General features: G+C 72.0%; 15 protein-coding genes. 6 read left to right on the plus strand and 9 right to left on the minus strand.

Going from position 1 to position 13,840, the window contains the following annotated elements; genetic code table 11:
• Positions 1-149: 149 nt before the first annotated feature.
• From ABZU53_RS03610 to ABZU53_RS03620, 3 genes are all read right to left on the minus strand, one after another.
• Positions 150-1,112 (minus strand): zinc-binding dehydrogenase, encoded by a 963-nt coding sequence (locus tag ABZU53_RS03610; protein WP_354858483.1) that lies wholly within the window; start codon positions 1,110-1,112, stop codon positions 150-152.
• Positions 1,113-1,148: 36 nt separating this feature from the next.
• Positions 1,149-2,327 (minus strand): NADP-dependent malic enzyme, encoded by a 1,179-nt coding sequence (locus tag ABZU53_RS03615; RefSeq protein WP_355063651.1) that lies wholly within the window; start codon positions 2,325-2,327, stop codon positions 1,149-1,151.
• 143 nt (positions 2,328-2,470) lie between these two features.
• Positions 2,471-2,821 (minus strand): S26 family signal peptidase, encoded by a 351-nt coding sequence (locus tag ABZU53_RS03620; protein ID WP_354858479.1) that lies wholly within the window; start codon positions 2,819-2,821, stop codon positions 2,471-2,473.
• An 84-nt stretch (positions 2,822-2,905) separates the two neighbouring features.
• Between ABZU53_RS03620 and sodN the strand changes: the two genes are divergently transcribed.
• The 3 genes from sodN (at position 2,906) to ABZU53_RS03635 (ending at position 4,268) form a co-directional block, all read left to right on the plus strand.
• Positions 2,906-3,310, plus strand: a complete 405-nt coding sequence (gene sodN / locus ABZU53_RS03625) for a superoxide dismutase, Ni (RefSeq protein WP_007464694.1) — start codon at positions 2,906-2,908, stop codon at positions 3,308-3,310.
• Positions 3,311-3,372: 62 nt separating this feature from the next.
• Positions 3,373-3,828, plus strand: a complete 456-nt coding sequence (locus ABZU53_RS03630) for a GNAT family N-acetyltransferase (RefSeq protein WP_354858530.1) — start codon at positions 3,373-3,375, stop codon at positions 3,826-3,828.
• Positions 3,829-3,860: 32 nt separating this feature from the next.
• Complete coding sequence (locus tag ABZU53_RS03635) at positions 3,861-4,268, plus strand: ATP-binding protein (RefSeq protein ID WP_266245852.1); 408 nt, start codon at positions 3,861-3,863, stop codon at positions 4,266-4,268.
• A 72-nt stretch (positions 4,269-4,340) separates the two neighbouring features.
• On the opposite strand, the gene ABZU53_RS03640 is transcribed toward ABZU53_RS03635, so the two are convergent.
• A complete protein-coding gene (locus ABZU53_RS03640; RefSeq protein ID WP_234588649.1) occupies positions 4,341-4,730 on the minus strand; it encodes a hypothetical protein in 390 nt (129 codons plus the stop codon).
• Between the two features lie 43 nt (positions 4,731-4,773).
• On the opposite strand from ABZU53_RS03640, the gene ABZU53_RS03645 reads away from it, so the two are divergent.
• Together ABZU53_RS03645 and ABZU53_RS03650 are read left to right on the plus strand one after the other, a co-directional pair.
• Positions 4,774-5,724, plus strand: coding sequence for a diacylglycerol kinase family protein (locus tag ABZU53_RS03645; RefSeq protein ID WP_354858476.1), 951 nt, complete (start codon positions 4,774-4,776; stop codon positions 5,722-5,724).
• Between the two features lie 447 nt (positions 5,725-6,171).
• A complete protein-coding gene (locus tag ABZU53_RS03650) occupies positions 6,172-6,429 on the plus strand; it encodes a WhiB family transcriptional regulator (protein WP_007072794.1) in 258 nt (85 codons plus the stop codon).
• A 151-nt stretch (positions 6,430-6,580) separates the two neighbouring features.
• Here ABZU53_RS03650 and ABZU53_RS03655 read toward each other — a convergent pair whose 3' ends face one another.
• Genes ABZU53_RS03655 through ABZU53_RS03670 form a run of 4 tightly spaced genes read right to left on the minus strand, consistent with a single transcriptional unit; the run spans position 6,581 to position 9,994 of the window.
• Positions 6,581-7,369, minus strand: a complete 789-nt coding sequence (locus tag ABZU53_RS03655; RefSeq protein ID WP_355063792.1) for a CbiX/SirB N-terminal domain-containing protein — start codon at positions 7,367-7,369, stop codon at positions 6,581-6,583.
• Positions 7,366-8,127 carry a phosphoadenylyl-sulfate reductase gene (locus tag ABZU53_RS03660; protein ID WP_355063653.1) on the minus strand — a complete coding sequence of 254 codons (762 nt, stop codon included), beginning with the start codon at positions 8,125-8,127 and terminating at the stop codon, positions 7,366-7,368. The genes ABZU53_RS03655 and ABZU53_RS03660 overlap by 4 nt, the downstream gene beginning before the upstream one ends.
• Positions 8,124-8,285 carry a hypothetical protein gene (locus tag ABZU53_RS03665; RefSeq protein ID WP_354858473.1) on the minus strand — a complete coding sequence of 54 codons (162 nt, stop codon included), beginning with the start codon at positions 8,283-8,285 and terminating at the stop codon, positions 8,124-8,126. The genes ABZU53_RS03660 and ABZU53_RS03665 overlap by 4 nt, the downstream gene beginning before the upstream one ends.
• Positions 8,282-9,994, minus strand: coding sequence for a nitrite/sulfite reductase (locus ABZU53_RS03670; RefSeq protein ID WP_355063655.1), 1,713 nt, complete (start codon positions 9,992-9,994; stop codon positions 8,282-8,284). The genes ABZU53_RS03665 and ABZU53_RS03670 overlap by 4 nt, the downstream gene beginning before the upstream one ends.
• 311 nt (positions 9,995-10,305) lie before the next feature.
• On the opposite strand from ABZU53_RS03670, the gene ABZU53_RS03675 reads away from it, so the two are divergent.
• The gene (locus ABZU53_RS03675) at positions 10,306-11,937 is read left to right on the plus strand and encodes a glycosyltransferase family 39 protein (RefSeq protein ID WP_355063657.1); all 1,632 of its coding nucleotides are present in this window, start codon (positions 10,306-10,308) and stop codon (positions 11,935-11,937) included.
• A gap of 305 nt (positions 11,938-12,242) precedes the next feature.
• Here ABZU53_RS03675 and ABZU53_RS03680 read toward each other — a convergent pair whose 3' ends face one another.
• Complete coding sequence (locus ABZU53_RS03680) at positions 12,243-13,835, minus strand: histidine kinase N-terminal domain-containing protein (RefSeq protein ID WP_355063659.1); 1,593 nt, start codon at positions 13,833-13,835, stop codon at positions 12,243-12,245.
• Between the last annotated feature and the right edge of the window lie 5 nt (positions 13,836-13,840).

Raw genomic sequence — 13,840 nt, forward strand, 5'->3', positions numbered from 1 at the left:
CTCAAGATCGCGCATTAACCAGGAAATAGTGGCCTCCCACGACGCGGAGGCCACTATTTCCATGATGTTGCGCGATCTTGGGGCGGGGCGGGGCGGGGCGGGGCGGGGCTGGGCCGGCCGGGCGGCGTCCGGCGGGGGCACGACGTGCGTCAGGCGGTGTGGTCGATGACGATCTTGCCGAAGGTGTCGCCGGAGTGCAGGCGGGCGAAGGCGTCCTCGACCCGGCTGAACGGGACCACGGTGTCGATCACCGGGCGGACCTCGTTCTCGGCGCAGAACGCCAGCAGCTCGTACAGCTCCTCCGGCGTGCCCATCGAGGTCCCCAGGATCTCCAGCTGCATGGCGAAGACCCGGCGGAGGTTGACCGACGGCTGGTGCCCGGCGGTGGCGCCGGAGACCACGATCCGGGCCATCGGCGCGGCCGACTTCAACGAGTGGTCGAACGTCGCCGCGCCGACCGTCTCGATCACCACGTCGACCCGCTCCGGCAGCCGGGCACCGGACTCCAGGGCAGTCGCCCCGAGGGCAGTGATCCGCTCCCGCTTGGCGGCGTCACGGCTGGTCGCGTACACCCGCTTGCCCATCGCGACAGCGAGCGCGACGGCCGCGGTCGCGACGCCGCCGCCCGCGCCCTGCACCAGCACACTGTCGGCGTCCGCGACGCGGCCCTTGGTGGTCAGCATCCGCCACGCGGTCAGCCAGGCCGTGGGCAGGCACGCCGCGTCGGTCGCCGCCATGCCGTCGGGCAGTGGGATCAGGTTCGACCGGGGTACGGCGACCCGCTCGGCGAGGGTCCCGGCGAAGTGCTCGGACAGGATCGAAACCCCGCGCGGGTCACCCGGGGTGACAACGACCGGGTAGACGACCATCTCGTTGCCATCGGCGTCCACGCCGACCGCGTCGCAGCCGAGGATCATCGGCAGCTGGGCCTCGGTGAGACCGACGCCGCGCAGCGACCAGAGGTCGTGGTGGTTGAGCGAGGTGGCCCGTACCTGCACGGTCACCCAGTCGTCCTCCGGGTGGGTCGGCTCGGGCCGCTCACCGACGGTGAGGGCGGCGAGCGGATCGGCATCGTCGAAGCGGGAGGCGAAGGCGGCACGCATGATCGGCACGGTAACAAGCTGAGCGCCCGTTAAGAAGGGCCCCGCCTACCGGCGGGCGACTCCGTCGCGGCGGGCCGCTTCGGCGACGGCCTCGGCGACGGCCGGGGCGACGCGCGGGTCGAGCGGCGACGGGACGATCGCGTCGGCGGTGAGCGACTCGGCCACCACGCCGGCGATGGCGTCCGCGGCGGCGACCTTCATCCCCTCGGTGATCCGGGTGGCCCGCGCGTCCAACGCGCCCCGGAACACCCCGGGGAAGGCCAGCACGTTGTTGATCTGGTTGGGAAAGTCGCTGCGGCCGGTGGCGACCACCGCGACGTGCCGGGTGGCCACCTCGGGGTGCACCTCCGGGGTCGGGTTGGCCAGCGCGAACACGATCCCGCCGGGTGCCATCTGGGCGACGGCCGCCTCGGGGATCTGCCCGCCGGAGACGCCGATCAGCACGTCCGCACCACGCAGCGCCTCGGTGATGTCGCCCTGGCGGCCGTCGGCGTTGGTGCTCGCCGCCAACTCGGCCTTGGTGCCGGTCAACTCGGTGCGGTGCCGGCCGATGATCCCCTTGGAGTCGCAGACCACCACCTGGTCGGGGTTGACCCCACCGGCGACCAGCATCTTCGTCACGGCCACGCCGGCCGCGCCCGCGCCACTCACCGCCACCCGCAGGTCACCGAGCTTGCGGTTGAGCAGGGTGGCGGCGTTGCGCAGCGCGGCGAGCACCACGATGGCGGTGCCGTGCTGGTCGTCGTGGAAGACCGGGATGTCCAGCGCCTCGTCGAGTCGGCGCTCCACCTCGAAGCAGCGCGGCGCGCTGATGTCCTCCAGGTTGATCCCGCCGAACGACGGGGCCAGTGCCCGCACCACCGCGACGATCTCGTCCACGTCCTGGGTGTCCAGGCAGACCGGAACCGCGTCCACCCCCGCGAACTGCTTGAACAGCACCGCCTTGCCCTCCATCACCGGCAGCGCGGCGCGCGGGCCGATGTTGCCGAGCCCGAGCACCGCCGAACCATCGGTGACCACCGCGACGGCGTGCGACGCCCAGGTGTAGTCGTCGGCCAGGTCGGGGTCGGCGGCGATCGCCTCACACACCCGGGCCACACCCGGGGTGTACGCGAGGGAGAGGTCCTCGCGGCTGGTGAGCGGGACCGTCGAGGCGACGGCCATCTTGCCGCCCAGGTGCAGTTGGAAGACGGGATCAGCAGGGTCCACGGTGGACGAAGACATGATGGTGACTCCAGGATCTGTCGAGCAGACGGGGCGGCCGGCCCGGCCGCGAGGTGGGCGGCGAGCAGTGGCACGCGGTGCGGGGGGTCACCCGGGCACTTTCCGAGCATAGTGTCGGTACCGTCACTCGGATGTGAGCAGGGTCATAACGTCCGACGGTGCACCCGTCCGGGGCGGGGCCAGTAGCGGAACAGCACCCTCCCGCGCACGTCGGCCACCCCGTACGCCCGGGAGTCGTCGGTGACCAGATCGTTGTCGCCGCGCAGCCACCAGCCGCCGTCCTGCGGTCGTACCGCCCGCTTCACGACCAGCAGCTCGGGACGCGTCCGGAAGACGGCGACCACCACGTCACCGGGTCGGATCGGGCGCCCCCCCGAGCGGACCAGCACCGCGTCGCCGTGCCGCAGCGTCGGCGCCATGGACGGGCCCGTCACCGAAACGGGCGTCAGCGGCCCGCGCAGGTGCGGTGCCTCCGCCGGGTGATCGGCTCGCACTGGTTTCACCTCCACCCGGTTCGGGGAGCATTCCCAGGAGTAATGTCGCCTTTGATCATCGCAAACTTCCCATGGAGGATCCCGATGCGACTTCCACGCATCCTTGCGCCCCGCGTCACCGCGAGCGCTCACTGCGACCTGCCGTGCGGCGTCTACGACCCGGCCCAGGCCCGGATCGAGGCCGAGTCGGTCAAAATGATCTGCGAGAAGTACCAGGCGAACACCGACCCGGAGTTCCGCACCCGGGCGGTCATCATCAAGGAGCAGCGCGCCGAGCTGGTCAAGCACCACCTGTGGGTGCTCTGGACCGACTACTTCAAGGCGCCGCACTTCGAGAAGTACCCGAACCTGCACACCCTGTTCAACGAGGCCACCAAGCTCGCCGGCGCCGGTGGCGTCAAGGGCAGCCTCGACCCGGCCACCGCCGACAAGCTCCTCGCGAAGATCGACGAGATCGCGAAGATCTTCTGGGAGACCAAGAAGGCGTGACCAACGCGGTCATCCCGACGATCCGGCCGGTACGTCCCGAGGACGTGCCGGCCGTCGTCGCCATGGTGCACGAGTTGGCGGAGTACGAACGCGCTCCCGACCAGTGCCACCTCACCACCGAGCAGCTCACCTCGGCGCTGTTCGCGACTGCTCCGGCGCTCTTCGGCCACGTCGCGGTCGACGAGCGCGACCAGCCGGTCGGCTTCGCCCTGTGGTTTCTCAACTTCTCCACCTGGGCTGGCGTGCACGGCATCTACCTGGAGGATCTCTACGTATCCCCGGCCGCCCGGGGCACCGGCGCGGGCCGGCTGCTGCTCGCCACGCTCGCCGACATCTGCGTACGACGGGGTTACCGGCGGCTGGAGTGGTGGATGATCGAGTGGAATCCGGCTGCCGGTTTCTACGCCTCCATCGGCGCCGAGCAGATGAGCGAGTGGGTCCCCTACCGGCTCAGCGGTGACGCGTTGCGCGACCTGGCCGCTCAGGCGGAGGCCGCCGACACGCGCCCGAACGACTGACCGGGTAGAGTCCCCGACCGGGGGGATGAGGCGTGACTCAACTGACCGGCCAGCCAGCGACCGACGACGACGTGGTGCACCTCACGGTGCCCGCCGACGGCGGTTACCTCGGCGTGCTCCGCACCGCCACCGCCGGCCTCGCGGCCCGGTTGCAGTTCGCGCTCGACGAGATCGAGGATCTGCGGATCGCCGTCGACGAGGCGTGCGCCATGCTGCTCGCCATCGCCACCCGCGACGCCGAGTTGGAGTGCCGGTTCTCGGTCACCAACGACGCGCTGACCGTCGAGGTGACCGTGCCGACCGTACGCGGGGCAACGTTGCCGGCCGAGTCGTCCTTCGCCTGGAAGGTGCTCACCGCCCTGACCACGTCGGCGTCCGCCACGGCCACCGACGGCCGGGCGACGATCTCGTTGCTCACCCGCCGCTCCGGCGGCTACTGACCGACGCACCCCGCCGACCCCGTACAGCCGGGGCCGCGGGCGAATCCGTTGCTCTCCGCCCGTGCGGCGGGGTCACTCGAAGCCGAGGGCCTTCGTCGTGGGCGGGCTGACGAGCAGCCAGCCGACGCCCAGGCCGAGCGCCATCAGCGGTACGCCCAGCCAGCCCAGCCCGGCCTGGATCATGAACCAGCCGATCGGCAGCAGCATGAGCTGAAGGACGATCGCGGGGGCCCGCGCGCCGGCCTGTCGGCGCAGCAGCGCGCGGCCCAACGCCCAGAGCGCGACGGCCGCCCCGACGGCGAACGCGGTCACCAGCAACGCCGACGCCAGGTCGGTGGTGGTGGCGGTGAGGTCGGCCCAGACCAGCCAGACCGCGATCAGCCCGACGGCGACCGCCTCCGCCCAGAGCAGCCGCACCGCCCAGCGGAGTGTGACGGGAACCGGGGCCGAGTCGATGGTCACGCGCGCCACGATACCCGGGCTATCGAGAGGTACAGTGCCGCCCATGCGGGCCGTCCTGGTGGTCAATCCGAAGGCCACCACCACCAGCGAACGCAGCCGGGACGTGCTTGTCCGGGCGCTGCGCAGCGAAGTCGACCTCAGTGTGCGCTACACCCGTCGCCGGGGGCACGCCATGGCGCTGGCCCGGGAGGCCGCCGTGGAGGGGGTCGATCTCGTCGTCACCCTGGGTGGTGACGGCACTGTGAACGAGGTGGTGAACGGCCTGATGGCGGCCGAACCGCCGGCCGGCGTCGAGGGCGCCTCGATGGCGGAGCGACTGCCCGCGTTGGCCACCGTTCCGGGCGGTTCGACAAACGTGTTCGCCCGCGCGTTGGGCCTGCCCCGGGAATGGCCGGAGGCGACCAGCATGATCCTCGAAGGGTTGCGCCTGGGCCGGCACCGCACGGTCGGGCTGGGCCGCGCGGACGACCGCTACTTCACCTTCTGCGCCGGGTTCGGCCTGGACGCTGCGGTGATCCACCGGGTGGAGCAGGCGCGGCGGAAGGGGCGGGTCTCGACTCCGGGGCTCTACCTGCGCTCGATCATGAACCAGTACTTCTTCGCCTCGGACCGGCGGCATCCGGCGATCAGCCTGGAGCGACCGGGTGAGCCGGCGGAGGACGAGCTGGCCACCGTCATCATCCAGAACACCGCTCCGTGGACGTACCTGGGCGACCGCGAGGTCAACCCGAACCCGGAGGCGTCGTTCGATCTCGGCCTCGACGTGCTGGCACTGCGTCAGCTCCGGGTGGCTAGCACAACACGGACAGTCACCCAGTTCCTGTCCCGGCGGCCGGATCCGAGCGGTCGTCAGGTGTTACGACTCCATGACACAGCGGAGTTCACCCTGCTCTCCAGCCGCCCGCAGGCGTTCCAGCTGGACGGCGACTATCTTGGCGAGCGGGAGAAAGTCAGATTCGCATCCATTCCGGCCGCACTCAGAGTAATCTGCTAGGTCTCGGGTACTGCCCTTGGTCGACGCGGCGCCGCAACCGCGCCGGCAGGTGCCGCCACACCGAGGGGCAGGTGCCGGAAATGTCAGCAATGTCACGCGGACTGTACTATATTGATCCTCGGCTGTGGCACGGCGGGTAACCAGGAACGCACTGGAACCCGGACAAATGGGTTGTGGGCTTGCTCACCGCTTGGAGTTTTTCCGAGCGTCACCCTTGACATCACGAGCGTTCGTGAAAGTATTCACAAGCGAACTTGAGTTACCGGGACATTGCCTGGATATGCTCGTCAGGTTGAGCTGTTCCAGCAGGTCTCCGAGGCTAACCGCCTGCTCACGCACTGCCGAATGGTCAGACGCGAACGGTCACCTTAGGCACTGCTGATGCATATAGGAAAAGCACTACCCGCAATAAATTGCCACCCATCCAGAATGAGGAGTGTTGCCGCCATGGACTGGCGTCACCATGCTGTCTGCCGCGACGAGGACCCGGAACTGTTCTTCCCGATTGGGACGTCCGGACCGGCTCTCCTGCAGGTCGAGCAGGCCAAGGCCGTCTGCCGGCGCTGCTCCGTGACCGACCAGTGCCTGCAGTGGGCGCTCGAGTCCGGTCAGGACGCCGGCGTCTGGGGCGGGATGAGCGAGGAGGAGCGGCGCGCTGTGAAGCGGCGCGGCGGCCTCCGGGTGCTGCGCGCTCACTCCGCCTGATCCCCAACGACACAGCTGCACGCCCCGGCAGGTCCGCCTGCCGGGGCGTACTGCTGTCCCGTGCCCGCGAACCCACCTGAGCCGCCGTCCGAGCCGTAGGGTCTGAGCCGCCTGAGCCGCCAGCGGCAGAGCCGCCCGAGCCGCTGAGCCGTCAACCCGTCGGCGCCAGCGCGCCCCGGTCGTCGACCCGGCGTAGCACCAGCTCGGCCAACTCCGGCGCATCCGTGAGCGGGGCCGCCACCGCCACCGCACCGGCCGCCCGAGCCGAGTCGGCCACCGCGTCGTGGAACAGGCCCGGCGCGAGGAAGTACGCGGACACCGCCACCCGGCGCGCGCCGGCCGCCCGCAGCCGGGCCACGGCCACACCGGTCGCCGGTGGGGCAGCCGAGGCGTACGACACCCGGCAGGGCACCCCGAACTCCGCGCCGAGCGCGTCCGCCACCCGGCCCACCGAACCGCGCGCCCGGGCGTCCCGGGTGCCCGCGGCGGCCAGCACCAGCGCGTCGAAGCGCCCCGGGCCAACCTCGACGAGCCGACGGCGCAGCCCCGCCAGCAACGCCGGCGACACCGTTCCGTCCGCCGGACCGAGCACGTCGGTCACCCGTACCGCCAGTGGGGGCCCGGCCTCCGTCGCGGCGGCGACGGCCGCCGGAATGTCCACCCGGTGGTGGTACGCGGCGGTCAGCAGCAGTGGCACGACCACCGCACGGGGATGCCCGGCCTCGGCCAGCCTGCGCAGCACCTCGGTCGGTCCCGGCTCGGTGTGGTCCAGCCAGCTCGCCCACACCGACAGGCCGGGCCGGGCGGCCGACACCGCCCGGGCCAGCGCCCGGGTGGCCTCGGCCGCTCGTGGATCCCGGCTGCCGTGTGCGACAAGCACCACCGGGGCCGCCCCGCCGGCCGCAACCGGGCCGGTCGGGGTCGTCGGTGACGGGGTCAGACGTGCAGCCCGCACTCGGTCTTCTCGAACATGGCCCACCGCCCGGCCCGCGGGTCCTCGCCGGCCTTCGTCCGTCGGGTGCACGGCCAGCAGCCGATCGAGCCGTAGCCCTGCTTGAACAGCTCGTTGACCGGGACGTTCCAGCGGGCGATGTAGGCGTCCACGTCCGCCTGCGACCAGGCCGCGATCGGGTTGACCTTGACCTTGCCGCGCCGCGCGTCGAACGTCACCACAGGCGTGTTGGCACGGGTCGGCGACTCGTCCCGGCGCAGGCCGGCGGCCCAGGCGTCGTACCCGGACAGCGCCCGCTCCAGCGGCTCCACCTTGCGCAGCTGGCAGCAGTCGTCCGGCGACTTGTTGAACAGTCGCGGACCGTACTGGCCGTCCTGCTGCCCCACGGTGAGCCGGGGCCGGATCGACCGGACGTTCACCGGCAGCGTCCGGGCCACCTCGTCGCGCACCCGCAGTGTCTCCGGGAAGTGCAGACCGGTGTCGAGGAAGACCACGTCCACCCCCGGGGCGACCCGGGACACCAGGTGGGCCAGGACGGCGTCGGCCATCGAGCTGGTGACGCAGAAGCGGTCACCAAAGGTCTGCGCCGCCCAGCGGGCGATCTCCAGGGCGGGGGCGCCCTCCAGGTCCTGAGCCGCCTGCTCGGCCAGCGTCCGCAGCTCGTCCGGGCTGCGCCCGGCCGGGTCGGTCGAGGTCTGAGCGCCCGGACCGACCAGGCGCAGGCTCGCGGCGGAGACGAGACTCATCGGGTCACCGCCTGCGAGAGCAGCCCGGTGAACTTCACCGAGAAGACCCGTGCGCAGGCGTGGCACTCCCAGGCGCCGTGCCCCGCCTCGTGCGGCCGTAGGTCCTCCTCGCCGCAGTACGGGCAGTACAGGGGTGCCGCTCGGTTCTCGCTGCTCATCGCAGTTCCTCCTCGTCGACTCTGATCACCCAGTTGGCGAACGTCTCGCCCTCGCTCCGCCCGGCCAGGTAGCGACGGGCCAGCCGTTCCACGTACTCCGGAAGCTCGTCGGCGGTGGTCTTCAGACCGCGCAGCTTGCGGCCGAAACCAGCCTTCTGCCCCTGCGCCATGCCCAGGCCACCGCCCAGGTGCACCTGGAAGCCCTCTACCTGGCGGCCGTCCGGGCCGACCACCAGCTGGCCCTTGAGCCCGATGTCGGCCACCTGGGTGCGGGCGCAGGCGTTCGGGCAGCCGTTGATGTGGATCGAGATGTCCGCGTCGAAGTCGCGCAGCCGCTGCTCCAGCCGGGCCACCAGCTCCTCGCCGCGGGCCTTCGTCTCGACGATGGCGAGCTTGCAGTACTCGATGCCGGTGCACGCCATCGTGCCGCGTCGCCAGGCCGACGGCCGGGCCTCCAGCCCGATCCCGCGAAGCGCGTCGACAAGCGACTCCGTCCGCTCCGACGGCACGTCGAGCACCAGCAGCTTCTGGTACGGGGTGAGCCGCACCCGGTCGCTGCCGTGCGCCTCGACCACGTCGGCCAGCTGGGCGAGCTGCCCACCGGAGACCCGCCCGACCACCGGGGCGGCCCCCACGTAGTGCCGCCCGTCGGCCTGCTCGTGCACGCCCACGTGGTCGACCGGCTTCGCCGGCAGCTCCGGGGCGGGACCGTCGAGCAGCGTACGGCCCAGGTACTCCTTCTCCAGGACCTCCCGGAAACGCTCCACGCCCCAGTCGGCCACCAGGAACTTCAGCCGGGCCCGGTTACGCAGCCGGCGGTAGCCGTAGTCGCGGAAGATCCCGACCACGCCGGCCCACACGTCCGGCACCTCGGCCAGCGGCACCCAGACGCCGAGCCGCTGGGCGAGCATCGGGTTGGTGGAGAGCCCGCCACCGACCCAGACGTCGAAGCCCGGCCCGTGCTCGGGGTGGTCGACGCCGAGGAAGGCGATGTCGTTCGACTCGTACGGGGTGTCGACCAGCCAGGAGATGGAGGTCTTGAACTTGCGGGGCAGGTTGGAGAACTGCTTGTCCCCCACGTACCGGGAGACGATCTCGTCGATCGCCGGGGTCGGGTCGACCAGCTCGTCGCGGGCCACCCCGGCGACCGGGCTGCCCAGCACGATCCGTGGGCAGTCGCCGCAGGCCTCGGTCGTCTGCAGGCCGACCGACTCCAGCCGACGCCAGATCTCCGGCATGTCCTCGACGCGGATCCAGTGGTACTGGATGTTCTGCCGGTCGGTGATGTCGGCGGTGTCCCTGGCGAACTCCCGGGAGATGTCCGCGATCACCCGCAACTGGGCCAGGCTGAGCTGGCCGCCGTCGATGCGGACCCGGAGCATGAAGAACTCGTCCTCCAGCTCGTGCGGCTCCAGCACGGCGGTGCGCCCGCCGTCGATGCCCGCCTTGCGCTGGGTGTAGAGGCCCCACCAGCGGAAACGGCCGCGCAGATCCTGCGGGTCGATGGAGGCGAAGCCGCGGTGCGCGTAGATGTTCTCGATGCGGGCCCGGACGTTGAGCGGGTCGTCGTCCTTCTTGATCCGCTCGTTGGGGTTGAGGGGCTCGCGGTGGCCGAGCGCCCACTGACCCTCACCCCGGGGCCGGCGTGGCGCCCGGGCCGGGCGGGCCGTCGGGTCCTCGGAACGGGCCGGGATGCTGCTGACCGCCATCGCGGCGTCCTCCGTTGTCTGCTGTGCCTCAGGCTACGCGGGGCGCGGCGGCCGGCCCGCATAGCGGGCGGGACAACGGTGTCTTCAGACAGCCGGCGCGGAGCGCGCCCGAGACGGATTGGTCGGGCGTCGTCAGTAGGCCGGACAGATCGCGCTGCGCACGCGGCCGTAATCAACGTGGCGACGAGCCACGAAGCGGCGGACGACTGCGGCGGTCATAGGCCCATGCTGCCACACCCCATGGGGGCCGGCCAATGTCCGCGTGCTGGATCCCACATCACGGGCCCGCCTGGTCGTGGCAGGCTCGAACCGTGGGCGGATTGTCCGAGTCGACCGGGGCGGCGTGGGAACACCTGCGTCGCCTGCCGGTCTGGCTCGCCCCGGCGCTGCTCACCCTGGCGGTGACGGTGACCGGGCTGGGCTCCGCCCAGCTCTGGCGCGACGAGCTGGCGACCTGGAGCGCGGCCACCCGGTCGCCCCGCGACCTGGCCCGCCTGGCCGGCACCATCGACGCCGCCACCGGGCCGTACTACCTGCTGATGCACGGCTGGACCAGAGTCTTCGGCGACTCCACCATCGCCCTGCGGGTACCGGCCGTGTTGGCGATGACCGCGGCCGCCGGGTTGCTCGCCGTGCTCGGCGCGCGACTCGTCGACCGGCGTGCCGGCCTCTTCGCGGGGCTGCTGTTCGCGGTGCTCCCCGGCACCTCCCGCTACGGCCAGGAGGCCCGCCCGTACGCGCTGGCCACCATGCTCGCGGTGCTCGCCACCCTGCAGCTGGTGACCGCGTTGCGTCGACCGAGCTGGGCCCGTTGGGCCGGTTACGCCGTCGCCGTCGCCGCGCTCGGGCTCATCCATCTGATCGCGCTCACCCTGCTCGCCGCGCATGCGCTGGTCGTCGTCATCACCTGGTGGCGTGGCCCGGCCGCCGCCGGCATCGCCTCGCCGGTCGCCGGGACCACGCCGACCCACCACACCGCGCCGGTCCACCACACCACCCCGACCCACGACAGCGCGCCGGTCCACGACAATGCGCCGGTCCACGACAATGCGCCGGTCCACGACAATGCGCCGGCCGGCCGGCCCGGCGGCCGGGACGGGCGGATTTGGCGGTGGGTGATCGCCCTGGTGCCGGCCGCGCTGGTGGTGACCCCGTTGCTGCTGCGCGCCCGCGCCCAGCGCTCCCAGCAGTTGAGCTGGGTCGATCCGGCCCGGCTGGACGACCTGAGCGCGCTGCCCGGCGGCGTGGCCCAGAGCAGCATGGTGGGCGGTCTGCTGGTCGGGGTCGCCGCTCTGGGCGCTGCCCGGCTCGGGCGGCGCGCCCTGCTGCCGGTGAGCGCGATGCTGCTGCCCGTGCTGCTGCTCTTCGCCGTCGGCACGGTCGTACCCCTGTGGGTTCCTCGGTACCTGGTCTTCGTGGTGCCGTTCGCGTGTCTGCTGGCGGGCTCGGCGCTGGCCGCCGTGGCCCCACCGGCCGCTCTCGTCGTGGTGGTCCTGGCCGCGCTGCTCGGCCTACCCGACCAGGCCGCGCTGCGCCGGACCCACGAGTGGCCGCGCAGCGCGCCGGTGGACTACGCGGGCGCGGCTCAGGTGATCGCCGACGGCCAACGCCCGGGGGACGCGGTGGTCTACTCGCCCCGGCACAGTTGGCTCTTCCTCGACCTCGGCATCGAATACCACCTCGGCGACCCCCCACGGGATGTGCTGGTCACCGAGGACGAGGTCCGCCGGGGCGACCTGTGGGCCGCCGAGTGCCCGCAACCGGCACAGTGCCTGGCCGGTACGACACGAGTGTGGCTCGTCGTCTCCGGCCGGCACGCCGAGCCGCTGGCCGCCGTGCCCGGCGCCAAGGGCGACGCGCTGCGCACCGACTTCACCGTCACGCAGGTCTGGCAGCGTGCCGGCCTGACCGTCGCGCTGCTGACCAGCCGCCCCGATCGCTGACCCACCGGCCCAGCCCGGTCGTCGCCTCGGGCCGATGCCGCCCAGGGTCGGGGGGCTCGGCGCGACAGCCTGGACCCCGCCAGCCGCCAGCCGCCAGCCGTCGGCCGTCAGCCGCCACACCTCAGTAGGCGATATACCTGTGAGTCATTTTTATGACTCACAGGTATAGGGCTCCAAACGACATGACTGCCCGGCCGCGCCGCGCCGGCAAGCCGGGACGGTAAACGCGCCACCAACGCCGGACCGCGAACGCGTCACCAACGCCAGAGCCCCAGCGGCCGACGGAGGCGTAACCGGGCGGGGGGTCAGGCTTGTGAGCGGCCTTCCGGGGCGTTGCGGGCCAGCGGGACGACGAGCAGCGCCTCGGTGCCGCCCTTGGCGCCCGCGCGCAGCTCGATGGTGCCGCGCAGCTCGCCGGTGACCAGGGCCCGCACGATCTGGAGACCGAGTCGGCTGCCGCGCTCGGCGTCGAACTCGGGTGGCAGCCCGCGCCCGTTGTCAGTCACCGAGACGTGCAGCATCTTGCGGAACCGGTGCGCCGACACCACCACCTCCGGTCGCGCCGACGGATCAACCTCGGCGACGACGGCCGGCACCACGCCCGAGGTCGGCGGCACGGGTGCGTCGTCCGTCTCGTCGGCTGGGGGGAAGCCGTGTTCGACGGCGTTGAGCAGCAGTTCGTTGAGGACCATCACCAGCGACGTGGCGATCTCCGCGGGCAGTACGCCGAAGCTGCCCTTGCGGCGCATGCCGACGCTCACCTCGGTCGCCGCGACCTCGGTCGCCGCGCTGGCGACCCGGTCGACGATGCCGTCGAACTCGACCGCCTCGTCGCTGGACATCGAGAGCGTCTCGTGCACGAGAGCGATCGAAGCGACCCGGCGGACGGACTCCTCCAGGGCGACCCGGGCCTCCGGCATGGCCACCCGGCGGGCCTGCAACCGCAGCAGGGCGGCCACCGTCTGGAGGTTGTTCTTCACCCGGTGATGGATTTCCCGGATGGTGGCGTCCTTGGTGATCAGTGCCCGGTCGCGACGACGGACCTCGGTGATGTCGCGCACCAGCACGAGCGCGCCGATCGGCACCCCGGCCGGCATCAGCGGCAGGGCGCGGGTGAGCATCGTGGCCCCGCGTGCGTCGATCTCCCGCCGGGGCGGCGCCTCGCCGCGCAACGCCGCCAGGATGCCGTTCGCCGCCTCGGTGCCGTCCAGCGGGTCGCCCGCCAGCCGGCGGTGCAGCGCGGCCAGATCCTCCCCCACCAGGTGGGAGGCGTAGCCCAACCGGCGGTACGCGGACTGCGCGTTCGGGCTCGCGTAGGTGACCTTGCCACCGGCGTCCAGCCGGACCAGGCCGTCGCCGACGCGGGGGGCGGAGGTGGTCTCGCCCGGGTGCCGCGGTGGCGGGAAGGTGCCGTCCGCGATCATCTGGGCCAGGTCGTCGGCCGTGGTCAGATAGTTGAGTTCCAGCTGGCTGGGCGTACGCGCGGTGGAGAGGTTGGTGTCGCGGCCGACCACCGCGATCACTTCGCCGGCCTCGCCGTCGGCGGTGCGTAGCCGGACCGGGATCGCCTCGTGTCGGGCCGGCACGTCGCCGTACCAGACCGGGTCGCCCTCCCGCCAGATCCGCCCCTGGGAGTAGGCGACCCCCAGGTGGGCCACCTCCGAGCCGCCGATGATCCGGCCCACCTGGTCGTCCTGGTACGCGGTGGGCGCGGTCGTCGGGCGGACCTGGGCGACACAGAGGAACGTGCCCTCGGCGTCGACCGGCACCCAGAGCAGCAGGTCGGCGAAGGACAGATCGGAGAGCAGCTGCCAGTCGCCGGCGATCCGGTGCAGGTGGTCGATGTCGGCCGGACGGAGATGGGTGTGCTCCTCGGCGAGGTCGCGCAGCGTGGACACGGTGA

It is taken from the genome of Micromonospora sp. NPDC005194, from assembly GCF_040608335.1.
GTDB lineage: Bacteria > Actinomycetota > Actinomycetes > Mycobacteriales > Micromonosporaceae > Micromonospora.